General features: G+C 40.1%; 24 protein-coding genes. 7 read left to right on the forward strand and 17 right to left on the reverse strand.

The genetic code is table 11. From position 1 onward, the window contains the following. Positions 1–94: 94 nt before the first annotated feature. The gene (tyrS, locus tag D8845_RS04985; RefSeq protein ID WP_125452696.1) at positions 95–1,351 is read left to right on the forward strand and encodes a tyrosine--tRNA ligase; all 1,257 of its coding nucleotides are present in this window, start codon (positions 95–97) and stop codon (positions 1,349–1,351) included. A gap of 76 nt (positions 1,352–1,427) precedes the next feature. Here tyrS and D8845_RS04990 read toward each other — a convergent pair whose 3' ends face one another. Both D8845_RS04990 and D8845_RS04995 read right to left on the reverse strand, forming a co-directional pair. Further along, positions 1,428–3,491, reverse strand: coding sequence for a heavy metal translocating P-type ATPase (locus D8845_RS04990; protein ID WP_125452697.1), 2,064 nt, complete (start codon positions 3,489–3,491; stop codon positions 1,428–1,430). A 1-nt stretch (position 3,492) separates the two neighbouring features. After that, on the reverse strand, positions 3,493–3,771 hold the full coding sequence (locus D8845_RS04995) for a DUF6110 family protein (protein ID WP_000910909.1): 279 nt from the start codon (positions 3,769–3,771) through the stop codon (positions 3,493–3,495). Positions 3,772–3,922: 151 nt separating this feature from the next. Between D8845_RS04995 and D8845_RS05000 the strand changes: the two genes are divergently transcribed. After that, on the forward strand, positions 3,923–4,771 hold the full coding sequence (locus D8845_RS05000) for a putative RNA methyltransferase (protein ID WP_125452698.1): 849 nt from the start codon (positions 3,923–3,925) through the stop codon (positions 4,769–4,771). Positions 4,772–5,126: 355 nt separating this feature from the next. On the opposite strand, the gene D8845_RS10560 is transcribed toward D8845_RS05000, so the two are convergent. The 3 genes from D8845_RS10560 to malQ form a co-directional block, all read right to left on the reverse strand. Then, complete coding sequence (locus D8845_RS10560) at positions 5,127–5,333, reverse strand: hypothetical protein (RefSeq protein WP_000265681.1); 207 nt, start codon at positions 5,331–5,333, stop codon at positions 5,127–5,129. A gap of 234 nt (positions 5,334–5,567) precedes the next feature. Then, on the reverse strand, positions 5,568–7,826 hold the full coding sequence (gene glgP / locus D8845_RS05010) for a glycogen/starch/alpha-glucan family phosphorylase (RefSeq protein WP_125452699.1): 2,259 nt from the start codon (positions 7,824–7,826) through the stop codon (positions 5,568–5,570). Between the two features lie 25 nt (positions 7,827–7,851). Beyond that, positions 7,852–9,369, reverse strand: a complete 1,518-nt coding sequence (gene malQ / locus D8845_RS05015) for a 4-alpha-glucanotransferase (protein WP_125452700.1) — start codon at positions 9,367–9,369, stop codon at positions 7,852–7,854. A gap of 478 nt (positions 9,370–9,847) precedes the next feature. Between malQ and D8845_RS05020 the strand changes: the two genes are divergently transcribed. The 5 genes from D8845_RS05020 to D8845_RS05040 all read left to right on the forward strand — a co-directional run bounded on the left by D8845_RS05020 (position 9,848) and on the right by D8845_RS05040 (position 15,305). Next, a complete protein-coding gene (locus tag D8845_RS05020) occupies positions 9,848–11,119 on the forward strand; it encodes an extracellular solute-binding protein (protein WP_004259122.1) in 1,272 nt (423 codons plus the stop codon). Positions 11,120–11,229: 110 nt separating this feature from the next. After that, a complete protein-coding gene (locus D8845_RS05025; RefSeq protein ID WP_031237127.1) occupies positions 11,230–12,522 on the forward strand; it encodes a sugar ABC transporter permease in 1,293 nt (430 codons plus the stop codon). 1 nt (position 12,523) lies between these two features. Beyond that, positions 12,524–13,366 (forward strand): sugar ABC transporter permease, encoded by an 843-nt coding sequence (locus D8845_RS05030; protein WP_001065642.1) that lies wholly within the window; start codon positions 12,524–12,526, stop codon positions 13,364–13,366. Positions 13,367–13,508: 142 nt separating this feature from the next. Beyond that, positions 13,509–14,309, forward strand: coding sequence for a DUF1189 domain-containing protein (locus D8845_RS05035; RefSeq protein WP_020903392.1), 801 nt, complete (start codon positions 13,509–13,511; stop codon positions 14,307–14,309). Between the two features lie 9 nt (positions 14,310–14,318). After that, positions 14,319–15,305 (forward strand): LacI family DNA-binding transcriptional regulator, encoded by a 987-nt coding sequence (locus D8845_RS05040; RefSeq protein WP_001145419.1) that lies wholly within the window; start codon positions 14,319–14,321, stop codon positions 15,303–15,305. A 29-nt stretch (positions 15,306–15,334) separates the two neighbouring features. Here D8845_RS05040 and D8845_RS05045 read toward each other — a convergent pair whose 3' ends face one another. From D8845_RS05045 to D8845_RS05100, 12 genes are all read right to left on the reverse strand, one after another. Next, the gene (locus tag D8845_RS05045; RefSeq protein WP_049547004.1) at positions 15,335–16,276 is read right to left on the reverse strand and encodes a YitT family protein; all 942 of its coding nucleotides are present in this window, start codon (positions 16,274–16,276) and stop codon (positions 15,335–15,337) included. Then, the gene (gene aspS / locus D8845_RS05050; RefSeq protein WP_125452701.1) at positions 16,254–18,017 is read right to left on the reverse strand and encodes an aspartate--tRNA ligase; all 1,764 of its coding nucleotides are present in this window, start codon (positions 18,015–18,017) and stop codon (positions 16,254–16,256) included. The genes D8845_RS05045 and aspS overlap by 23 nt, the downstream gene beginning before the upstream one ends. 154 nt (positions 18,018–18,171) lie before the next feature. Beyond that, positions 18,172–18,402 (reverse strand): hypothetical protein, encoded by a 231-nt coding sequence (locus tag D8845_RS05055; protein ID WP_000832184.1) that lies wholly within the window; start codon positions 18,400–18,402, stop codon positions 18,172–18,174. A 17-nt stretch (positions 18,403–18,419) separates the two neighbouring features. Then, positions 18,420–19,061 carry a CPBP family intramembrane glutamic endopeptidase gene (locus D8845_RS05060; RefSeq protein WP_000771205.1) on the reverse strand — a complete coding sequence of 214 codons (642 nt, stop codon included), beginning with the start codon at positions 19,059–19,061 and terminating at the stop codon, positions 18,420–18,422. 9 nt (positions 19,062–19,070) lie between these two features. Then, positions 19,071–19,769 (reverse strand): ABC transporter permease, encoded by a 699-nt coding sequence (locus D8845_RS05065; protein WP_033687475.1) that lies wholly within the window; start codon positions 19,767–19,769, stop codon positions 19,071–19,073. Continuing rightward, positions 19,762–20,586 carry an ABC transporter ATP-binding protein gene (locus D8845_RS05070; RefSeq protein WP_101785796.1) on the reverse strand — a complete coding sequence of 275 codons (825 nt, stop codon included), beginning with the start codon at positions 20,584–20,586 and terminating at the stop codon, positions 19,762–19,764. The genes D8845_RS05065 and D8845_RS05070 overlap by 8 nt, the downstream gene beginning before the upstream one ends. A 10-nt stretch (positions 20,587–20,596) precedes the next feature. After that, positions 20,597–21,337 carry a DUF3169 family protein gene (locus tag D8845_RS05075; RefSeq protein ID WP_180948020.1) on the reverse strand — a complete coding sequence of 247 codons (741 nt, stop codon included), beginning with the start codon at positions 21,335–21,337 and terminating at the stop codon, positions 20,597–20,599. Between the two features lie 2 nt (positions 21,338–21,339). After that, positions 21,340–21,537 (reverse strand): hypothetical protein, encoded by a 198-nt coding sequence (locus D8845_RS05080; RefSeq protein ID WP_023938972.1) that lies wholly within the window; start codon positions 21,535–21,537, stop codon positions 21,340–21,342. Next, the gene (locus tag D8845_RS05085) at positions 21,537–21,743 is read right to left on the reverse strand and encodes a helix-turn-helix transcriptional regulator (RefSeq protein ID WP_001176231.1); all 207 of its coding nucleotides are present in this window, start codon (positions 21,741–21,743) and stop codon (positions 21,537–21,539) included. Before D8845_RS05085 ends, D8845_RS05080 begins: the two co-directional genes overlap by 1 nt. Positions 21,744–21,752: 9 nt before the next feature. Further along, positions 21,753–22,217: a hypothetical protein gene (locus D8845_RS05090; RefSeq protein WP_125452702.1), complete on the reverse strand. Its 465-nt coding sequence runs from the start codon at positions 22,215–22,217 to the stop codon at positions 21,753–21,755. Beyond that, a complete protein-coding gene (gene hisS, locus D8845_RS05095) occupies positions 22,217–23,497 on the reverse strand; it encodes a histidine--tRNA ligase (RefSeq protein ID WP_125452703.1) in 1,281 nt (426 codons plus the stop codon). The genes D8845_RS05090 and hisS overlap by 1 nt, the downstream gene beginning before the upstream one ends. 77 nt (positions 23,498–23,574) lie before the next feature. Continuing rightward, on the reverse strand, positions 23,575–24,822 hold the full coding sequence (locus D8845_RS05100) for a transporter (RefSeq protein WP_125452704.1): 1,248 nt from the start codon (positions 24,820–24,822) through the stop codon (positions 23,575–23,577). Positions 24,823–24,863: the final 41 nt, after the last annotated feature.

Genomic DNA, 24,863 nt, shown 5'->3' on the forward strand with positions numbered 1-24,863 from the left:
AAAATAGCCACTTTCTTCCCTATTCTACTAGGCTATTGCCCAAGTTTGTGATACAATAGGTAGAAACAATATTTTTAAAAAGGAGAAAAGACACATGCACATTTTTGATGAGCTAAAAGAGCGTGGTTTGATTTTTCAAACGACTGATGAAGAAGCTTTGCGTAAAGCCCTAGAAGAAGGTCAAATTTCTTATTATACTGGCTACGATCCAACTGCTGACAGCCTTCACCTAGGCCACCTTGTCGCAATCTTGACAAGTCGTCGCTTGCAACTAGCAGGTCACAAACCTTATGCGCTCGTTGGCGGTGCTACAGGTCTCATCGGAGATCCGTCCTTCAAAGATGCTGAACGTAGTCTCCAAACAAAAGACACAGTAAATGGCTGGGTCAAGTCTATCCAAGGACAACTTTCTCGTTTTCTTGACTTTGAAAATGGTGAAAACAAAGCTGTCATGGTCAACAACTACGACTGGTTTGGCAGCATCAGCTTCATTGACTTCCTCCGTGATATCGGAAAATACTTCACTGTCAACTACATGATGAGTAAGGAATCTGTTAAAAAACGGATCGAAACAGGGATTTCTTACACTGAGTTTGCTTACCAAATCATGCAAGGTTACGACTTCTTCGTCCTTAACCAAGACCACAACGTGACGCTACAAATCGGTGGTTCTGACCAGTGGGGAAATATGACAGCTGGTACTGAATTGCTTCGCCGTAAGTCTGACAAGACTGGTCACGTTATCACTGTTCCATTGATCACAGATGCAACTGGTAAGAAATTTGGTAAATCTGAAGGAAACGCAGTCTGGCTCAATCCTGAAAAGACTTCTCCATACGAAATGTACCAATTCTGGATGAACGTTATGGACGCTGACGCTGTTCGCTTCTTGAAAATCTTTACTTTCTTGACACTTGATGAGATTGAAGACATCCGCAAACAATTTGAAGCGGCTCCACACGAACGCTTGGCACAAAAAGTCTTGGCTCGTGAAGTCGTAACACTTGTACACGGAGAAGAAGCTTACAAAGAAGCTCTCAACATCACTGAGCAACTCTTTGCAGGAAACATCAAAAACCTTTCTGTCAAAGAACTCAAACAAGGACTTCGTGGAGTGCCAAACTACCAAGTTCAAGCAGAAGAAAACCACAATATCGTGGAACTGCTCGTTTCATCTGGTGTGGTTAACTCAAAACGCCAAGCCCGTGAAGATGTCCAAAACGGAGCTATCTACGTAAACGGCGACCGTATCCAAGACCTTGACTATATCTTGAGTGATGCAGATAAGTTAGAAAACGAACTGACTGTTATCCGTCGCGGTAAGAAAAAATACTTTGTATTGACTTACTAAACTGTTCAACATTTACCTATAAAAAAGGAGTTAACCTCGAGAAAGGTAACTCCTTTTTGCTGTTAATAACTCTCATCTATCTATTTTTAATAGACAGACTACGCAAGACAATGCGCAAGGTTGTTAGATTATGTAAGATAGAGAGATTTGAAGGACTGAGCCAATTAAACAAGCCAAAGCCAATCAAACTACTATTTACGACAACGGTATCTTGAATATTCTTCTTGATGAGTGTTTGCAAAGATGATGATAGCGAATCCAACTCTTGGAAGAAATCCAAGCGATTATCTAACAATAAGATATCACTCATCTGCTTAGAAATATCTGCGCTCTCATTCATCACCACACCGATATCTGATAGGGTTAGAGCCGCTGAGTCATTCAATCCATCTCCAACCATCAAAATAGTGTGACCTGCTTTCTGCAGTTCCTCTACTAACTCAAATTTCCCATCAGGTTTCAAGTCTGTATAGACCTGATCAAAGGGCAAATCTTTGACTAATTCCTCTGTCCTAACCAGGGTGTCCCCTGTTGCCAGAATCAATTTTTTCCCTTGTGCCTTCAGTTTCTCCAAGGCTGCTTTTGCTTCTTTTCTCAAAGGCGTATGAATGCAGAACATTCCAATCAATTCATTCTGGTAGGCTAAGAATAAGAGATTGTAGTGATTCTTGTACTCTTCAACCAAAGCATGTTGTTCCAAACTAATATGAATCTGCTCATCCTGCATCAAGACATAATTCCCAATAAGAACTGGTTGGCCATCAATATGTGACTTAATTCCCTTGCTTGCAATATATTGGAGTTTCCCATGCATTTCCTCATGTTCAATCCCCTCTATCTCAGCTTGCTTGACAATGGCATTAGCAATAGGATGATAAATGTGTTCCTCAAGACAGGCACTGATTCTGAGAATATCTTCCTCGCTATAATCCCCAAAAGGTAACACCTTTTCAACTATAGGATAGCTAGTTGTGATTGTTCCTGTCTTATCAAACAAGAAAGTATCAACTTCCAGATATTTCTCTAGAACATCTCCATCCTTGATCACCATTTCACGGTTCAACCCCTCTTTGATAGCTGTCAAATAAGCTACAGGAGTAGAGATTTTCAAAGCGCAGGAGAAATCGACCAATAGGAAAGAAATAGCCTTAGAAAAAGAACCTGTTAATAGGTAAGTCAGACCAGCCCCCAAGAAATTATATTTGACGACCTTGTCCGCCATTTTGATGAAATAGCGTTGTTTCGTTTTCTTGTTTTCTTCAGATTTCTTCATCAACTCAATCAGCTGTAAAATCCGGCTGTTCATCTGATTATCGGTTACACGAATGCGCAACTCTCCAGTTTCTAATACTGTATTTGCACAAACCAAATCAGACTCTCTTTTTTCAACTGGAAAACTCTCTCCCGTCAAGGAACTTTCGTTGACCATACCTAAACCTGAAACTACTTGTCCATCAAACAGAATTTCATTTCCTTGAGATAGGACCAAGACATCTCCTATTTGAACATCGGAACTCTTGATACTAACAACCGTATCGCCCTGTACTAAGAATACATCGCTCTCTTTTGCAAGAAGGCTTTGTTCTAAATCTGTTGCAGTTTTTTTCAAGGACCACTGATCTAAATGATTCCCCAAATCAAGCATAAACATGATATTGCTAGCTGTCTTGGATTGGTTCATAAACAAGGACAATAAAATCGCCGAACAGTCCAAGACCTCCATCGTTAGTTCCTTACGCGCTAGGGTCTGATAGGCTTCTCTAACATAACCCAAAGCCTGATAACAAGTCCATATATAGCGAATAGGATACGGCACAAAACTACGAAAAATCATACGCTTAATCGCTGCACCTGAAACAATAGAATAAGCACTCTCTTCTCTACGAATGGGAAGAGTCATCAACTCAGAAACTTTCCCTTTATCAATTCTTTTTAAAAAGGCTTCTGCATTATCTAATACAGAAAAGCCTTCTTTTATACGTAGAGTAAAGTGCTGTTGATCCATGTAAAACTGGATAGACTCAATCCCCTTTTCATCTCTCGCCAAGGAACGAAGATAGTCTTGAATATCCAAGGTGAGTGAAAAAGAAGATGATAGTCGGATATGTTGGTATCCTCTATGTAGCACTTTAAAAGACATACTATTCTCCTATAAGGCTATCTAATTGCTCTTCTTTTTTCTCTTGCTCGTACAAATATTTGGCATCTTGCAAGACATCGTCTCCATGTTGCTTCACAACAGAAACAGATGCATCTAGCTCGTCTTTCAGCTTGTAAGCCTTAGCCAAAGCTTTAGAATAACCTTTTTTAGCTTCCTTACTTGCTAAGATTTTCAAGCCAAGGGTACCAAATGCGACACCACCCAAAAAGAGTGATGATTTTTTCGCAACTTTTGCAACGGTTAATACTTCTTTTAACATACTTATTTCCTCCTTATCATTATTATATAGAAATTTAGATATAAAAGCAATTTTATTCTATAAATTGGAGAATTAGTTTTATTTCTACTGAATCTCCCATCTACTTATTCCTAAAGTTGCTTTCATTTGCCTCTTTTGATACACTTAAACTATGAATACAAATCTCAAACCCAAACTTCAGCGTTTTGCTTCTGCGACTGCCTTTGCCTGTCCTGTCTGTCAAGAAAATCTGACTCTGGTAGAGAGCAGTCTCAAATGCAACAATCGCCATTCTTTTGACTTAGCTAAATTTGGCTATGTCAATCTGGCACCTCAAATCAAGCAATCTACCAACTACGACAAGGAAAACTTTCAAAACCGCCAACAAATCCTAGAAGCCGGCTTTTATCAGGCTATTCTAGAGGTCGTCTCTGATTTACTTTCAAACTCAAAAAATACCAAAACAATTTTAGATATCGGTTGTGGTGAAGGATTCTATTCTCGCAAACTCCAAGAAAGTCATCCTGACAAAACCTTCTATGCCTTTGATATTTCCAAAGATTCCGTCCAAATCGCTGCCAAGAGTGAACCAAACTGGGCAGTCAACTGGTTCGTTGGTGACTTGGCTCGTCTTCCTATAAAAGACGCTAGCATGGATATCCTGCTTGATATCTTTTCCCCTGCCAACTATGGAGAATTTCGTCGCGTTTTATCCAAAGACGGCATCTTGATAAAGGTTATTCCAACTAAAAATCACCTCAAGGAAATCCGTCAGAAGGTACAAGACCAGCTGACAAACAAGGATTATTCTAATCAAGATATCAAAAATCATTTCCAGGGACACTTTACCATCCTATCTAACCAAACGGCCTCTCTGACTAAGACTATCACAGCAGATCAGCTCCAAGCCCTACTCAGTATGACTCCTCTCCTCTTTCACATCGACCAGAGCAAGATTGACTGGAGCCAACTGACAGAGATTACCATTGAAGCAGAGATTTTGGTTGGGAGAGTATTCTAAACTAGACTTCCCAAAGGCAGACAACTTACCGAAAATCTTTAATATTACAAAAACGCATAAGAACAGGTGCTCAAAAACCTTAATCTTATGCGTTTTGTTATGCAAAAATCGCTGGAGTTTCTATACACATTAAGCGGAAATCTTTGAAATCAGTTCTTTTAATAACCATTGAATACCATATATTACATTTACCCCAAATATGATATAGGCCGTATAAATCAAGTATTTCGATTTCTCCCGCCTCAAAGAATAGATCTTGTACAAAATAGATAAATTTAAAATAATAAATAACAGAGACAAAATCTTCCCTCCAAAATCAATCCTAAAGGTACACAGCTAAGCATAGCCCTAAACTTTATTTTCGATTCGAAATAATAAATTTATCAATAAATAGCAATTGATATAAGGCGAGTACAGATCCCCAGAAACTACCTCGAAGAGAGATTTCTTGATGATTGAGAGGAAACAAATCATGGTTACCAATATAGAGGCAGGTCAAAATGATAAATAAAATCCAAAATAAATCAGTCCATCTATATTTTGAAAAATATTTTTTCCACATAAAAACACCTTCTTTCCTATAATCATATTATAACACTTTGTGTAAGCGAATACAAAAAATATGAGGTAAGCAACTACGAAGAAACATAAGGCTGAAATAAAGTGTTATGCGTTCACTGTATCTATGATTTCTATCTTTTTAAAACAAGATTGACCCAAACCCACAGCATTCAAAAAAGCGAATTTCAATCGAAATTCGCTTTATAGGAAAGTGTATTAGTATAAATCTTGTATCTTAGTTCAAGTGCCAGATATCTTCGTTGTACTGAGCGATTGTACGGTCAGATGAGAAGAATCCTGCTTTAGAAATGTTAACGATGACTTTATCCAACCATGCGTCACGGTCTTCGTAGTCAGCCAACATTTGCTCTTTCACTTTGATGTAATCTTCTAAGTCAAGAAGAGTCATGAACCAGTCTTTGTTGATCAATTCATTGTAAAGACGTTCCAAGCGCTCTTTGTTTCCAGCTGCAAGAACTGCATCGCTAACGATGAAGTCAACCAATGGTTTGATAGCTTCACGAGCGTAGAATTCGCTTGATTTGTATGCCGCTTTTGCGTAAAGGTCGATAACAGTTTCTGAATCTTCACCAAAGATGTAGATGTTTTCGTCTCCAACCAACTCAGCAATTTCCACGTTAGCACCGTCCATAGTACCAAGAGTCAAAGCTCCGTTCAACATGAATTTCATGTTACCAGTACCTGAAGCTTCTTTAGAAGCAAGTGAGATTTGTTCTGAGATATCACATGCTGGGATAAGGAAACTTGCTGCAGTAACGTTGTAGTTTTCAACCATAACTACTTGCAGGTGTGGAGCTACTGCTGGATCGTTAGCAATAACTTCTGACATGCAAAGGATCAAGTGGATGATGTCTTGAGCAATTGTGTAGGCTGGAGCTGCTTTACCACCAAAGAAGATTGTGATTGGGCGAGCAGGGATGTTACCAGCTTTGATGTCAAGGTATTTGTGGATTACGTACAAAGCGTTCATTTGTTGGCGTTTGTACTCGTGAAGACGTTTGATTTGAATATCAAAGATAGAGTTTGGATTGATTTCCACACCTTGGTGTTCTTTCAAGTGACGAGCCAATTTACGTTTGTTGTGAGCCTTGATGCTTTCCAATTTTTCTTTGACAGCTGCTTTGTCTTCATAAGACAAAAGTTTTTCAAGCTCATCTGCTTCATGGTGCCAACCTTCTCCAAGAATCTCATCCAAGTAGTGAGACAAGCTTGGGTTAGCATGCATGAGCCAACGACGGAAAGTGATACCGTTTGTTTTGTTGTTGAATTTTTCTGGGTAAAGGTCATAGAAGGCTTTCAACTCAGAGTTCTTCAAGATTTCAGTGTGGAGCGCTGCTACCCCGTTAACGCTGTATCCATAGTGGATATCCATGTGAGCCATGTGAACACGTCCACTTTCGTCAATAATTTGAACAGCTGGATCTTTCACTTCTGCTTTCACACGACGGTCCAATTCTTCGATGATTGGTACCAAGTGAGGAACCACTTCTTGCAAGAATTCAAGAGGCCATTTTTCAAGGGCTTCAGCAAGGATTGTGTGGTTCGTGTAAGCAGTCATACTACGAACGATTGAGATTGCTTCGTCAAGCTCAATACCACGAGCAGTCAAAAGACGAATCAGTTCAGGGATAACCATTGATGGGTGAGTATCGTTGATTTGTACAACTGCGTAGTCAGCAAGGTCATGCAAGTTGCTTCCTTTTTCGATTGCTTCGTCAATGATCAATTGCGCACCGTTTGAAACCATGAAATATTGTTGGAAGATACGGAGCAATTCACCTTGACGGTCACTATCATCTGGGTAAAGGAAGAGAGTCAAGTTGCGAGCGATATCTGTCTTGTCAAAGTTGATACCATCTTTAATGATAGAAGAATCAACTGAATCCAAGTCAAACAAACGCAAGCGGTTTTTAGTTGCTGTTTCATAACCAGTAACATCAATATCGTAAAGAGTTGATGTCAAAGTAAAGTCTGCAAATGGTACTTGGTAGCTACGGCTTGAGCGAACCAACCAGTTTTGCTCTGTCAACCATGCATTTGGAATTGTTTCTTGTTGGTTGTTTTTAAGAACTTGTTGGAAAAGACCGTAGTGGTAGTTAAGACCAACACCGTCACCGTTCAAACCAAGAGTAGCAATTGAGTCGATAAAGCAGGCAGCCAAACGTCCCAAACCACCATTACCAAGAGATGGTTCCAATTCAACTTCTTCAACTTCGATCAAGTCTTTACCTGCAGCTGCAAGTTCTTTTTTAACATCGTCGTAAAGACCAAGGTTGATCAAGTTGTTTGACAAGAGTTTACCAATCAAGAACTCAGCTGAGATATAGTAAACTTTCTTTTTACCAGTGTTAACTGGTTTTTGGCTGCTTGCAAGCTTGCTGTAGTTAAGAAGAGCAAGGTAAAGCTCTTCATTGCTACATTCTGCAATGGTTTTATTGTAACGATTTTGTACAAATTCTTGTAGTGATAACATGTTTAAGGTATCTCCTGATATTGTATTATTTCTTTAATTCTACCAAATTTTCATTGATTCGGCGATAAATTGTTGTCAAGTCAAGCAAGCCTTCCTCGACAGCTGGTGTCAATTGATCTTCAGTCATACGCCAAGACCAGTTTCCACCGAGGGTAGATGGGAAGTTCATACGAGCTGTCTCATCCAATTCTAGCAAATCTTGCATAGTTGCAATTGCCATGAAGCTAACTGATGAAAAGACTGTACGAAGCATAGCGTGTGGAACTGTTTCGTATTCTTTACGGTTAGTATAGCGAGCCATGTACTCACGAGTCGCATCATCGATCTCGTTACGGTACCAACCAAGGACCGTGTTGTTATCGTGTGTTCCTGTGTACATAACTGAGTTAGCAGGTGCCAAGTGTGGGCTATCGATGCTTTCGTCTTCTGGGTTGAAGGCAAATTGAAGAATCTTCATTCCTGGGAAGCCAGTACGTTCACGCAACTCGATAACTTCATCAGTCATGAAGCCAAGGTCTTCAGCTATGATGTTTAGCTCACCAAGTTCTTCTTTAACGGCTGCAAAAAGCTTGTAGCCAGGACCTTTCACCCACTCGCCAGGTGCTGCTGTATCGGAACCAGCAGGGATTTCCCAGTAAGATTCGAAACCACGGAAGTGGTCGATACGAACGATATCGTAGATTTTGAAGCTTTCACGCAAGCGTTCAATCCACCATTTGTAGCCGTCTTTGTCCATTGCTTCCCAGTCATAGATTGGGTTACCCCAAAGCTGACCAGTTGCAGAAAACTCATCTGGTGGGCATCCTGCGATGCAAGTCGCCTTACCATTGACATCTGTCTTGAAGAGATGTGGATTTGCCCACATATCGCTTGAATCTTCCGCTACGTAGATTGGCATGTCCCCAACGATTTCAACGTGGTTGTCGTTAGCATAAGCTTTCAATTTCAACCATTGTTGGAAGAAGAAGTATTGAGTCACACGGTGGTAAACCAACTTGTCTGCCAATTGCTCACGGTAGCTTTCAAGTGCTGAAGCTTTACGAGCACGAGCATCTGCATCTGGCCATTCAGTCCAAGCAAGATTGTCAAAATGCTCTTTGATAGCCATATACTCTGCAAAGAGCTCAAGCCATGATTGGTTGTCTTGAGCAAATTTCTCAAAATCTTTAACATCTCCTACTTCCAAGAAACGTTTTACCGCTTTTTCTAAAAGAGGACGACGTGCATAGTAGATTTTCGCATAATCAACTTCAGAAGCATCACTACCAAAGTCAACCCCTTCAAGGTCACTTGCTTGCAACAAGCCTTGTTCCACCAAGATATCTAAATCGATAAAATGAGTGTTCCCTGCGAAGGCTGAGAAAGATTGGTAAGGAGAATCTCCGTAACTAGTTGTTCCTAGTGGAAGGATTTGCCAGTAACGTTGTTTTGTGCGAACCAAGAAATCAACGAAGTCGTAAGCACTTTTACCAAATGATCCGATTCCGTATGCTCCTGGAAGAGAAGAAATGTGCATCAACACACCACTTTGACGTTTTTTCATAATAAGCACCTCATGTGTTTATAGTTAGATATTACATTTTTATGAGCGCAAACGTTTGCGCTATTACTAGTATAGCTCATTTTCTTGATAAATGCAAGCGGTTTTAAATAACTTTTTGATTATTTTTTAAAATTTTTTTCTTCTTACTCGTATATATATTCTTTCAGGAAACAAACAAAATAGAAATAAGGGTTTTACTTATCTTATTAAGCAAAAATAAAGTGAGAATCCTCTCTGCTTTCCATTTGTAAATTAGGCAATCGTTTTCTCAACTTTTTTTTAAATTTAAAACAAAACCAATTTTTGGGATTTTCTACTATTATATGACGATGAAGCGTTTACTTTTTTTACAATTTTTTTAAAAATTTTTACAAAAAACACTTGCAACCGCTTTCTGATTGTGTTATACTAGTCCCATAAAGGAAAACGTTTGCGTTTCCTCATTATAAAATTTGTTATTCTTTAGGAGGAATACACTATGTCATCTAAATTCATGAAGAGCGCTGCTGTGCTTGGAACTGTTACACTTGCTAGCTTGCTTTTGGTAGCTTGCGGAAGCAAAACTGCTGATAAACCTGCAGATTCTGGTTCATCTGAAGCGAAAGAACTCACTTTCTACGTTGAAGATCAATATAAAGCATTTGCTGAATCAGCTGCAAAAGCTTACGAAAAAGAAGCTGGAGTAAAAGTTACTATCAAAACAGGAGACCAAATGGGTGGTCTTGACAAACTTTCTCTTGACAACCAATCAGGTCAAGCTGCTGACGTTATGATGGCTCCATACGACCGTGTAGGTAGCCTTGGTACTGACGGACAACTTTCAGAAGTGAAATTGAGCGACGGTGCTAAAACAGATGATAAAACTAAATCTCTTGTAACAGCTGCTGACGGTAAAGTTTACGGTGCTCCTGCTGTTATCGAGTCACTTGTTATGTACTACAACAAAGACTTGGTAAAAGAAGCTCCAAAAACTTTTGCTGACTTAGAAAACCTTGCTAAAGATAGCAAATATGCTTTCGCTGGAGAAGATGGAAAAACTTCTGCCTTCCTAGCTGACTGGACAAACTTCTACTATGCATATGGACTTCTTGCTGGTAACGGTGCTTACGTATTCGGACAAAACGGTAAAGACGCTAAAGACATCGGTCTTGCCAACGACGGTTCTATCGCAGGTATCAACTACGCTAAATCTTGGTATGAAAAATGGCCTAAAGGTATGCAAGATACGGAAGGTGCTGGCAACTTAATCCAAACTCAATTCCAAGAAGGTAAAACAGCTGCTATCATCGACGGACCTTGGAAAGCTCAAGCCTTTAAAGACGCTAAAGTAAACTACGGTGTTGCAACTATCCCAACTCTTCCAAATGGAAAAGAATATGCTGCATTCGGTGGTGGTAAAGCTTGGATCATCCCATCAAGCACTAAGAACCTTGAAGGCGCTCAAAAATTTGTAGACTTCCTTGTTTCAACTGAAGAACAAAAAGCCTTCTACGATACAACTAACGAAATCCCAGCTAACACTGAAGCTCGTACATATGCTGAAGGTAAAAATGATGAGTTGACAACAGCTGTTATCAAACAGTTCAAGAACGCTCAACCAATGCCAAACATCTCTCAAATGTCTGCAGTTTGGGATCCAGCGAAAACTATGCTCTTTGATGCTGTAAGTGGTAAGAAAGATGCGAAAACAGCTGCTAACGACGCTGTAACATTGATCAAAGAAACAATCAAACAAAAATTTGGTGAATAAAAAATTTGTTCAAGGGGGGTGGAAATCAAATCCCCCTTTGAATTTATCAATCAAAAACATATATAGTTTAGGTTTTAATTAGAAACCAGTATCCTATGAAAGGAGTTATTATGGAAAAGCAACAACCTAGTAAAGCAGCTCTGCTGTCTATCATTCCTGGGTTAGGACAGATTTACAATAAACAAAAAGCCAAAGGTTTTATCTTCCTTGGTGTAACCATCGTATTCGTCCTTTACTTCCTAGCACTTGCAGCCCCTGAATTGAGCAATCTCATCACTCTTGGTGACAAACCAGGTCGTGATAATTCCCTCTTTATGCTGATTCGTGGTGCCTTCCATTTAATCTTTGTAGTTGTTTATGTACTCTTTTATTTCGCAAATATCAAAGACGCACATACAACTGCCAAACACATTAACAATGGCATACCAGTAGCACTTACCTTTAAAGAAATGGTCAAAGGAATCTATGAAAATGGCTTCCCTTACCTCTTAATCATTCCATCTTACATTGCCATGACTTTTGCGATTATCTTCCCAGTTATCGTAACCTTGATGATCGCCTTTACCAACTACGACTTCCAACACTTGCCACCAAACAAATTGTTGGACTGGGTTGGTTTGACCAACTTTACAAACATTTGGAGCTTGAGTACCTTCCGTTCTGCCTTTGGTGCCGTCCTTTCTTGGACTATCATCTGGGCTTTATCTGCCTCAACTTTACAGATCGTCATTGGTATCTTCACAGCTATCATTGCTAACCAACCATTTATCAAAGGAAAACGTATCTTCGGTGTTATTTTCCTTCTTCCTTGGGCTGTCCCAGCCTTCATCACTATCCTGACATTCTCAAACATGTTTAACGATAGTGTTGGTGCTATCAACACTCAAGTATTGCCAATCTTGGCTAAATTCCTTCCTTTCCTTGATGGTGCTCTTATTCCTTGGAAAACAGACCCAACTTGGACTAAGATTGCCTTGATTATGATGCAAGGTTGGCTTGGATTCCCATATATCTACGTTTTGACCTTGGGTATCTTGCAATCTATTCCTAACGACCTTTACGAAGCAGCTTATATTGACGGTGCTAATGCTTGGCAAAAATTCCGCAACATCACTTTCCCAATGATCTTGGCTGTTGCTGCACCTACTTTGATTAGCCAATACACCTTCAACTTTAACAACTTCTCTATCATGTACCTCTTCAATGGTGGAGGTCCTGGTAGTGTCGGAGGGGGAGCTGGTTCAACTGATATCTTGATCTCATGGATCTACCGTTTGACAACAGGTACATCTCCTCAATACTCAATGGCGGCTGCTGTTACCTTGATTATCTCTATCATTGTCATCTCAATCTCTATGATCGCATTCAAGAAACTACACGCATTTGATATGGAGGACGTCTAAGATGAATAACTCAATTAAACTCAAACGTAGACTGACTCAAACCCTTACTTACCTCTACTTGATTGGTCTATCAATCGTGATTATCTATCCACTGTTGATTACCATCATGTCAGCCTTTAAAGCAGGTAACGTCGCAGCCTTTAAACTTGATACTAACATCGACTTCAATTTTGATAACTTTAAAGGACTCTTTACTGAAACTCTATACGGTACTTGGTATCTCAATACCTTGATCATCGCCTTGGTTACCATGGCGGTTCAAACAAGTATCATCGTACTTGCTGGTTATGCCTACAGCCGTTACAACTTCTTGGCTCGTAAACAAAGTTTGGTCTTCTTCTTGATTATCCAAATGGTGCCAACCATGGCCGCTTTGACAGCCTTCTTCGTTATGGCGCTTATGTTGAACGCCCTTAACCACAGCTGGTTCCTCATCTTCCTATACGTTGGTGGTGGTATCCCGATGAATGCTTGGCTCATGAAAGGCTACTTCGATACAGTGCCAATGTCTCTAGACGAATCTGCAAAACTAGACGGTGCAGGACACTTCCGTCGCTTCTGGCAAATTGTTCTTCCACTTGTTCGCCCAATGGTTGCCGTACAAGCTCTCTGGGCCTTCATGGGACCTTTCGGGGACTACATCCTCTCTAGTTTCTTGCTTCGTGAGAAAGAATACTTTACTGTTGCCGTTGGTCTCCAAACCTTCGTCAACAATGCGAAGAACTTGAAGATTGCCTACTTCTCAGCAGGTGCTATCCTCATCGCCCTTCCAATCTGTATTCTCTTCTTCTTCCTACAAAAGAACTTTGTTTCAGGACTTACAAGTGGTGGCGACAAGGGATAATTTATCCCCGCCACCCTTTTTCATTTTAAAACTTGTTACTGTAAAACTATCCTTGTAGCAAGCAATTTATCTCCTAGACTTGAAATAAAGCACATTTCTCTATATAATACTCATATAGAAAACACCTTTTAGAAAGATACCTATGCTTCCATATCCATTTTCCTATTTTTCAAGTATTTGGGGATTTCGTAAGCCCCTGTCCAAACGTTTCGGACTCAACTGGTTCCAACTTCTCTTTACCAGTATCTTCCTTATCAGCTTATCTATGGTACCTATTGCCATCCAAAACAGCTCGCAGGAGACTTATCCGCTAGAAACCTTTATCGATAATGTCTATGAACCATTGACAGATAAGGTTGTACAGGATCTCTCTGAACACGCTACAATTGTTGATGGCAAATTAACTTATACTGGAACAGCTAGTCAAGAGCCTTCTATTGTGATCGGTCCAAGTCAAAGCAAGGAATTACCTAAGGACTTGCAACTGCATTTCGATACGAATGAGCTCGTCATCAGCAAAGAAAGTAAAGAACTGACCCGTGTCTCTTACCGAGCGATTGAGACTGAGAGTTTCAAAAGTAAAGACAGCTTGACCCAAGCCATTTCTAAAGACTGGTACCAGCAGAATCGTGTCTATATCAGTCTCTTTCTAGTTCTCGGTGCGAGCTTCCTCTTTGGTTTGAATTTCTTTATCGTCTCTCTAGGAGCGAGTCTTCTCCTTTATATCACTAAGAAATCACGCCTCTTTTCATTTAGGACCTTTAAAGAGTGCTACCATTTTATCTTGAACTGTTTAGGATTACCAACTCTGATTACACTTATTTTGGGACTCTTTGGCCAAAATATGTCAAACCTCATCACTGTACAAAACATTCTTTTTGTTCTGTATCTGGTCACTATCTTTTATAAAACGCATTTCCGTGATCCAGATTACCATAAATAGGAGATTTTTATGCCCGTTACGATTAAAGACGTGGCCAAGGCTGCTGGTGTTTCACCTTCAACCGTAACCCGTGTTATTCAAAACAAATCAACCATTAGCGACGAAACAAAAAAACGTGTTCGTAAGGCTATGAAGGAGCTCAATTACCACCCCAACCTCAACGCTCGTAGTTTGGTAAGCAGTTATACCCAAGTTATCGGCTTGGTGCTTCCTGACGACTCAGACGCCTTCTATCAAAATCCTTTCTTCCCATCTGTCCTCCGTGGTATCGCCCAAGTCGCCTCTGAAAACCACTACGCCATTCAGATCGCGACAGGTAAAGATGCCAAAGAGCGTCTTAAAGCTATTTCTCAGATGGTCTATGGTAAGCGTGTAGATGGTTTGATTTTCCTCTATGCCCAAGAAGAGGACCCTTTGGTTAAGTTAGTAGCAGACGAGCAATTTCCTTTCCTTATCTTAGGTAAATCTCTATCTCCCTTCATTCCACTTGTCGATAATGACAATGTCCAAGCTGGTTTTGATGCGACAGAGTATTTCATCAAAAAAGGATGCAAGCGAATTGCCTTTATCGGAGGTACTAAGCGACTCTTCGTAACACAAGACCGTCTGACAGGTTACGAGCTAGCTCTAAAACAATACCAACTTCCTCTCGATACTAATCTGACTTACTTTGCTACTGAATTTCTTGAAGATAATGGTTATCGCTTTAGTAGACTTCTCTTCAAACACGATCCAAATATTGACGCTATTATTACCATTGATAGTCTCCTTGCTGCAGGGGTCTGTGATTACATCGCAAAACACCAACTGGATGTCCCTGTCCTCAGCTTCGACTCAGTCAATCCCAAGCTCAACTTGGCAGCCTATGTCGATATCAATAGTTTGGAGCTTGGTCGTGTTTCCTTTGAAACTATTCTCCAGATCATCAATGATGCTAAAAGCAATAAACAAATTTGTTATCGCCAGTTGATTGCCCACAAAATTATCGAAAAATAAAAACCAGCTCGAGCTGGTTTTTTTGATCACTAATTATCTGTTTCAACGAACCGTCCCAAAATATGAACATTCTCCGAGACAGAGACAAAGGCGCTTGGATCCACCTGTTTCATAATCTGTTTAAATTCATTAAACTCTGCACGTGTAATGACAGTGATTAAAACTGCCTTTCTTTCGTGATTATAGGTTCCTTCTGCATCGTGGATCATGGTTGCACCGCGGTGCAATTTTTTATGGATTTTTTCAATTACCTTCTCTGGATGATTGGTCACAATCATGGCCTGCATCCGTTTTTGCTTGGTAAAGACAGCGTCTGTGACACGGCTAGAGACAAAGATGGTAATCATAGAGTAGAGAGCGTATTCCCAACCAAAGGTCAAGCCTGCTATCAGCATGATGGTCCCATTTACCAAGAAAGAAATACTACCAACATTCTTACCCGTTTTCTTGCGAATAGTCAGGCTGACGATATCCGTCCCACCACTGGAGATATTGTTTCGAAGAGCAAAACCAATCCCCAAGCCCATGACAACGCCCCCAAAGAGGGCATTGATAATAGGATCCTCCGTCAAGGTTGCCACAGGGACAAACTGGATAAAGAAGGAACTCATGGATACCGTGATAAAGGTAAAAACAGTGAACTTATGCCCTATCTGATACCAAGCCAAGACCATCAAAGGGAAATTAATGGCGTAGAAGGTCAGCGAAATCGGAATATGAAAACCAAACCAGTGATTACTCAAGGCAGAGATAATCTGTGCCAGACCTGTCGCACCACTCGAATACACATGCCCTGGTTGGAAAAAGAAATTGACCGCTACTGCTGATAGAAAACCATATACCAGAGAGGCCGAAATCTTCTCATCATATTTTTCACGAGAGATGCTTTGTAAGACACGTAAAATTTTTATCTGATAAGCAAAGCGGCGCAGATAATAGCGCCACCGCTTAATTCGTTTTGCTTGTTTCATCTTCTTCTACTTGTAAGCTGAGTTCCTCTAGTTGTTTGAGAGCGACTGTTGATGGAGCTTGTGTCATTGGGTCAGTTGCCTTGTTGTTCTTAGGAAAGGCAATAACTTCACGGATATTTTCTTCTCCTGCAAGCAACATAACAAATCGGTCAAGTCCGATAGCCAAACCACCGTGTGGTGGGAAACCATAGTCCATAGCTTCAAGAAGGAATCCAAACTGATCATTTGCTTCTTCGGCTGAGAAACCAAGAGCCTTGAACATACGTTCTTGAAGGTCTTTTTGGTTGATACGGAGGCTACCACCACCAAGTTCATAACCGTTCAAAACGATATCGTAAGCAATGGCACGAACCTTAGCTAAATCGCCTTCTAGTTCGTGAGCAGTCTCTTCCTGTGGAAGTGTAAATGGATGGTGGGCGCTCATGTAACGGCCTTCTTCTTCAGACCATTCAAACATTGGCCAGTCAACCACCCAAAGGAAGTTGAATTTATCGTTATCAATCAAGCCAAGCTCTTTGGCAATACGTCCACGAAGGGCACCAAGAGTTGCATTGGCCACTTCAAGCGTATCCGCCACAAAGAGAACCAAGTCCTTATCTTCAAGAGCAAGCGCTGTTGTCAATTCTGCTTGGATGCTAGTCAAGAACTTGGCAACTGGTCCGTTTAATTCTCCATCAACAACCTTAACCCAAGCAAGACCTTTGGCACCATACTGTTTGGCTACTTCTGTCATCTTGTCGATGTCTTTACGTGAATAGTTGTCCGCAGCTCCTTTGACTACAATTGCTTTTACAGCAGGTGCTTCTGAAAAGACTTTGAAGTCTACACCTTTGACCACTTCTGTCAAGTCCTGAAGTAACATGTCAAAACGGGTATCTGGCTTGTCAGAACCGTAAAGAGCCATAGCATCATCGTATTTCATACGAGGGAATGGCAGAGTCACTTCGATACCTTTTGTTTCCTTCATCACGCGCGCAATCAAACCTTCTGTGATGTCTTGGATTTCCTGCTCAGTAAGGAAGGATGTTTCCAAGTCGACCTGGGTAAACTCAGGCTGGCGGTCTCCACGCAAGTCTTCATCACGGAAACATTTAACGATTTGGTAGTAACGGTCAAAACCAGCATTCATCAAGAGCTGTTTCGTGATTTGTGGACTTTGAGGAAGAGCGTAAAAATGCCCTTTATTAACACGAGACGGCACCAAATAGTCACGCGCCCCTTCAGGAGTTGACTTAGAAAGGAATGGTGTCTCCACGTCGATAAACTCCAACTCATCCAAGTAATTGCGAATAGAGTGGGTCACTTTAGCACGAAGTTTGAGGTTTTCCAGCATCTCTGGACGACGAAGGTCAAGGTAACGGTAACGTAAACGTGTATCGTCATTAGCCTCAATGCCATCCTTAATCTCAAATGGGGTTGTTTTAGCTGTATTAAGCACTGTCAGAGCTGTCACGTTTAACTCAACTGCACCAGTTGGCAACTTATCATTGGATTGCTCACGCGCAGCGACCTGACCAGTCACCTCGATAACAAATTCGCTACGAAGGCTTTCAGCTGTTGCCATGACCTCTGCAGAGACTTTTTCAGGGTTGATAACCAACTGCATGATTCCTTCACGGTCACGAAGGTCGATAAAGATCAAACCACCAAGGTCACGACGACGGCCAACCCATCCTTTCAAGGTAATTTCTTGTCCGATGTGTTCCTCACGAACACGACCAGCATACATACTACGTTTCATGTTTTCTCTCCTCTTTTATTCTGTTACTATTTTACCATAAAAGCGCAGGCTCTTCATGAAAATCAGCAGAAAAGTTTGCCTGTCTTTAAAAATCAAATGAGGGAGCTAAAAATTAGCGCCCATACAAAAATCCGATGAAGTTCACCGGACTCTTTTATTTTGAATTTTTGCCTGCTTTACGCTTTTCAGCGATTTCGGCTGCCTTTCTCGGCAAGACAATTTCCGTTGTATAAGCTGTCCCAAAGCGCAAGACACCTGCAATAGGGGCAAAGACGACTGCTAGATAGTTATAGAAGAAATCGCCCTTAAAGGCATAAGCTAGCGCTCCAATGATGAAAAATAGAACAACTGCCTGAATCACTGCTAATAAAATTACTCGTTTCATGTGACCTCCTGACTCTATTATAGCATGAGAATCATCAAAAAGCCGACTAAATTATTTAAAGCGTGAAGAGAAATACTGTAGACCAGACCTTTTCTGCTAATATAAGCCAAGCCCAAGCTAAAACCAAGACTAGCATAAACTAAAAATTGTTGCACATCTCCTGGGAAATGAATCAAGGCAAACAGAACACTAGTTACCAGAAGAAAAATTAGAGTTTGTTTACTATTGTCCTGCTTAGGAAAGAGGTAGCGTGCTAACATCCCTCTAAAGATAAGTTCTTCCGTCAAAGGAGCAAAAATAACGACCGCAAAGAAGGAGAAGAGTGGCTGAGCCAAGGTCAAGTCTGTCGCCATTTGTTGATTTACCGAAGGATCATCTGGCAAGAAAAACTGGACAAGCAGAGATAAGAACCAAACCAGAGCAGGAAGCCAAATAAATCGGTTGAAGCCACTCTTCTCAATATGAACAGGACCTTTCTGATACCATTTATAAATGACGTACACATATACTCCAGCCAAGGCCACATAAAGCAAGGTAGTAGCATAGGGTGAAGCGCCTAGATTCAAAGCTTCTACAGCCCCACTCTGAACGGTACCATAGATAAACACAAAGGATAGAATGGCTAGAAGAAACCAGCCAAGGTTTTTAAGTAGTTTCATATAAATCTCCTATCTTGCTTTATAGCTGTTTTTCAATACAAAGAGGTTCGCTATTCCTAACACAAGTACCCAGGCAAGTAACATACCGATGTTAGAAAAAGATATCTCTCCACCTTTTTTATTTAAAAGATTTACAATAGGACCGATGAACGAATAATCCAACACTTTTTGAGCCGTATCATTTTGAAGAGCAATTATAGGTAAAAAAGAGACAATTAACATAGGGAAGATACTATAAACTTGCGCTTTAGATTGAGTATCTGATACCGCACCGATTAGAATGTTGATAAAAATAATACTAATCGTTGCTAGGAGCAAATAGATAACGTAGGCAAATAAATAACCAGATAGATCTACTTTAAGATAGATGGGAAGTACAATCATAGCAAGTAACATTATCAGAATGGGGAGAACAAGCATACTGAAAGTATATTCTGTTGCTGTCACACCACTTAGGATGAGTGATTTAAGATTTCGTTTTTCCTTATCTTCTGCCATCATAATCGATACCATATAACCACTTCCCATACTCAAGACCATGGTCAAACTCGTAGAGAGGAGCAACATACTCAATTCTCCATTCTTATTCATGAATTCATTATATAGAACAGCAATACCAAAAGGCATCAATAAAGTTGCTAACAAACTTGAATTGCTAATAAGAACTTGTACTCTTAACCATAGTAGGGCATTTAATTTTCTAAACATCTAACTTTTCTCCTGTCAATCTGATAAAGATTTCTTCTAGTGTTGGCTCACAAGAGTGAACCACCATCAAATCTGTCGTGTCTAAATGTGGCAATTCTTCAAATGGAACTATCTGTTCTCGTCCATCGTTATAAACCACATGTACTTTCTTATCCACATGGTACTTCTGGATGATATCTTGCGGACTTCCATACTCTATTAAGTTACCCTTATTTAAAAGAGATAAGCGATCACAAAGCAGAGTTGCTTCATTCATATCATGCGTGGTCAGAAAGATAGTTGTCCCCGCATGCTTTAATTCTTGAAGTAGGGTATGAATCATCTTAGATGTTGTAGGATCTAAGCCACTAGTTGGCTCATCTAGAAAGAGAATCTTAGGAGCATTAAGAAGGGCACGGGCCAAGAACATTCGTTGTTTCATTCCAGTAGATAACTTTTCTGCGATAATATCTTTAGCATCTGCCAATCCAACCTGTTGAAGCACCTGAACTACTCTATCTGACTTGAGACCATATAGCTTAGCATAGATGAGAAGATTTTTGTAAAGACTCATCTTTTCATAAAAACCACTGCCATCACTAACTATACCAATTTGTTCCAAATCCTTTGAGGTTAAATCTTGAGAATTCTTGCCTAACAAAACTGTTTTACCTTGATCTGCAGCCAACTGACCTGTTAAGACATTGATCATGGTTGTTTTACCTGAGCCAGAAGGTCCAAGAAAACCAAAGATTTCACCTTCCTTAATCTCAAAAGAAATCTGATGAAGAGCTTTTTTGCTCCCAAAACTTTTGCTTACATTTTCAACACGAATCATAGAAACTCCTTTATTTGAAATAACGTTTTACCATAGGTAACTGCATCACATTGATATAAATATGGATAGCTCCTACAAGCAAGAAGGCTAGTAACTGAATCTCTCCTGTCAGTAAGGAAAAGAGATCAATCAAAATATACAAACCTGGCAAGACATACTGGTTTAATTGGAATAAAATTCGAAAACTCTGTTCCAAATTAGCCTGGCGCTCCCCTTCATCGTAAGAATTGATAAAGTCCATGACATCCTTTGGTGTAGAGAAAAATGCCAAATCAAACTGACGAACAATCGCAATGGTCTTAAAAAGATATTTTTGAACACTGAAAATCAGCACTAATCCCAAAAAAGAAAGAGATAAGGTTAGATGGCTTCTATTTAGTACAAATGCTTCACTACCTGAGATGAAAAGAGCCAATAAAATCGCTACGCTTGCACTATTAAAAGCAATAGTTCCAAACTCGAGATTCCGATACATCTGCACATAATAGGTTTCATTCAGATCATCATCCATTTCCTCTTGATACAAGGAGTGAAATTTTCTGCTTTTCTTTAAGAAATTGAACGTCAAAAGAATGCTAATGAAACCTAATACTAAACAAATAGCTGATATCCATGGTATCAAGATTTTTACATCTAAAATAATTTCGTGGGATTCGGCACCAGCCTTCAACATATCTACAAATATGTACAAGAAACCTCCCAAGACAATAGACATTAAAAATAACAAGACACCTTTCTTTTTCTTTTTCATATTCATTCTCCTTTTTCACTTGCTAGATTGTTTGCTTTCTTTTCAATCCAGTCAACGACTGGGATAAGAGCAAAGTAAGCCCAAACAAATTGATCACTGTAATAGAGATCAAACCATCCTAGATTTGTTCCAATTAGTAGACACACGCTAACTAATAGAGCTATGGCAACTACATAATAAATCACTCTATACTTGTTCATCACTCGTCCTCCTCCAAGCGAAATACCGATTCGACTGTTTCGTTGAAAATTTGAGATATTTTCAGGGCAATGATAATGGATGGGGTGTACTCATCCCGTTCTAGTAGGCTAACGGTCTGTCTGGAAACCCCTGCCAGCTTGGCTAGGTCGGTTTGATTGAGACCATCGCGAGCCCGTAGCTCTTTTAGACGATTTTTTAGTTGCATGTTACACACCTACTTTCCGTCAAATTCAACGGTTTGGATGTCCTCAATGCGTTGTAGTTTGAATTTTTCTTTTCCCGTATTATCTACACGTCGTAGCTTTACCCATTCCTCATCAACATCCACAACTTCCCAATTATTTGTTCCAAATAATTCTCCAACGATTGTTGGGTTTTTCCCAATTAATTCTTGCAATAATCTTGACATTTCTATATTTCCTTTCTCTTTTCGCTCAAGCTTTTTGATTTTATTCTCTAGTTTCTTGATTTTTTTAGAATTATTAGAATAAAAGAAAATCATAAATAGTATAAATACTACCCACATCATAGCTCCTTTCTGCTTTCTATTTCTTAACTTGCTTACATTGTAACACATCTTTTTCTTTTTGACAATCATATTTGTCAAAAAGTTTATGATTTTTGTCATTTTGCAAAAGAAAAAGGTCAGGGATAAAATCCTGACCAGTTTATCTGTTATTAAAATCCTAGTTTTTCAAAGATTTCTGAGAAGTTTTGGCTGATTGTCTCAAGTGACACTTGCACTTCTTCTCGGGTTTGATTATTCTTGACCGTTACTTGTTCGCTTTCGACTTCACTCTCTCCTAAGGTGATGAGGGTCTTAGCAGCAAAGACATCGGCTGACTTGAATTGAGCTTTGAGTTTACGGTTGAGGTAATCACGCTCTGCTTTGAAACCTTGTTGGCGAAGAGCTTGTACTAATTCCAAGGCCTTGACATTTGCTCCATCACCCAAGACTGCTATATAGACATCTAGGGCGTTTTCGATAGGGAGGGCCACACCTTGCTTTTCAAGAATGAGAAGCAGGCGCTCTACACCAAGTCCAAAACCAAATCCAGCAGTTTCAGGGCCTCCAAAGTAAGAAACCAAACCATCGTAACGACCACCCGCACAGACTGTCAGGTCATTGCCCTCAATCTCAGTAATAAACTCGAAAATAGTGTGATTGTAGTAGTCCAGACCACGCACCATATTGGTATCGATGATATAGTCTACTCCAAGATTTTCCAACATCTGACGCACAGCATCAAAATGAGCTTGACTTTCTTCATCAAGGAAGTCCAAGATAGAAGGTGCATTCTCTACTGCTACCTTGTCTTCTTTTTCTTTAGAGTCCAAGACACGAAGAGGATTTTCCTCCAAACGACGTTGGCTATCCTTAGACAAGGTCTCCTTGAGCGGTGTCAAATAGTCAATTAAGGCTTGACGATAGGCCGCACGGCTCTCAGGATTCCCCAAAGTGTTAAGGTGCAATTTGACACCTTGGATGCCGATTTCTTTCAAGAAATGAGCTGCCATCGCGATTGTTTCCACATCGGTAGCTGGATTGCTAGATCCAAAACACTCAACACCAATCTGGTGGAATTGGCGCAAGCGCCCTGCCTGTGGACGCTCATAACGGAACATAGGGCCCATGTAGTAGAACTTACTTGGCTTTTGCACTTCTGGGGCGAAGAGTTTATTTTCCACATAGGAACGAACAACAGGCGCAGTTCCTTCTGGGCGGAGGGTAATATGGCGGTCACCCTTGTCATAGAAGTCGTACATTTCCTTGGTTACGATATCGGTCGTATCTCCGACAGAGCGACTGATGACCTCGTAATGCTCAAAAATAGGCGTACGCACTTCTGCATAGTTATAGCGCTTGAAAATCTCACGGGCAAAGCCCTCAACATACTGCCACTTGGCAGATTCAGCAGGTAAAATATCCTGCGTTCCTTTTGGTTTTTGTAATTTCATAGGGAATCCTCTTTAAACTTAATAGTCTTATTTTACCATAAATAGAGGGATTAAAACAGTAAGAAAAAAATTAGGATTTAGATATCATTTTTGAGATTAATAACTGTCAAAAGAATAGCTATCAAGGAGAGACCAACAAATAGCATCCAAGTCAACTGTATATTCCATACAGCTATAAGTGAAAAACAAGCTGTTCCCACAGGTATGGATAAGGTAAATAATAAACCTAAAAAATTACTGGTACGAGCTAGAACCTCTGGAGCTAGATTTTTCAGGAGCATGGCACTAATCTTTGGTTGAACTTTACCAGACACATACAGAGTTGAACAGAGAAATAGTAAACCAAGTACGACTTGATTGAATAAATTAGCTAGACCAACTAGACTGAGTCCTACGGTCACCCACATCATCAATCTAGGCAAGGACTGCTTCCCAAAATAATCATTGCCCGTAAGGCTACTGATGATGATTGCTAACAAAGCACAGACTTGACTGATAAATAATGCCTCTGTGTAAGAAAAGTCCAAAAGAGAATGGCTCAAAAAGAAGATGTTATAGATGCTTCCTAAAGCGCCACCCAAGGCATTGATAAGCAAGACAGCACAGAGCATAAAACCAAAGTTTTTCTGTCCACCTTTAAGAAAAACGAGACGTAAATTCCGATAAATCGTTAGGAACTGGTCTTTGATAGAAAGCTTCTCATTTTTTAGTGATTCACCATCAGGAGATGAAATTGACAGGCTCAATTTGCTTTTTCCTAAAAAGAGGATGACGGCTGATACTAGGAAGAAACAGGCATTGATTCCCGCAACGAGGGAAAAATTGTTGACCGATAGCCCTAAGAGCCAGACTCCAAAAGCTTGACCACCAATAGCTGAAATATAGGTAATGAACTGGGAAAAAGAGTAAGCCTCCATCAAATCATCTTCAGCTACTTTTTCCTTAATGAGAGGCATGCGCAAACCACCTGCAAAATCACTGATGACATCACTAATGACATTGATTAAACACAGGCTAGAAAAGGCAAAGAGACTAGCTTGCTGAACAACTAGGGCTACTAGAAAAAATAAAACCGCCTGAAACAAACCGCTATAGACCATCCATTTGACCTTGGCCCTCGTGTAATCTGCCCGAATCCCTACAAAAACTGTAAAGAAAGTCGGAAGAATCATGACAATATTCGCCATAGCAACCGCAAAAGAAGCTTGTGGCAAAGTCGATGCATAGACGATAAATACCAGGTTGAAAATCGAAGCACCAAAAGCATTGAAGAAACGTGACAAAGTCAAGAGTCGATAAGCTTGATTTCTGAACAATAGTTTCATAGGTAATCTCCCTTCTTGTTCGAAGTTTTATGTGAAGTATG

Origin of the sequence: Streptococcus mitis (assembly GCF_003942865.1) — a bacterium.
Classification (GTDB): domain Bacteria; phylum Bacillota; class Bacilli; order Lactobacillales; family Streptococcaceae; genus Streptococcus; species Streptococcus mitis_BI.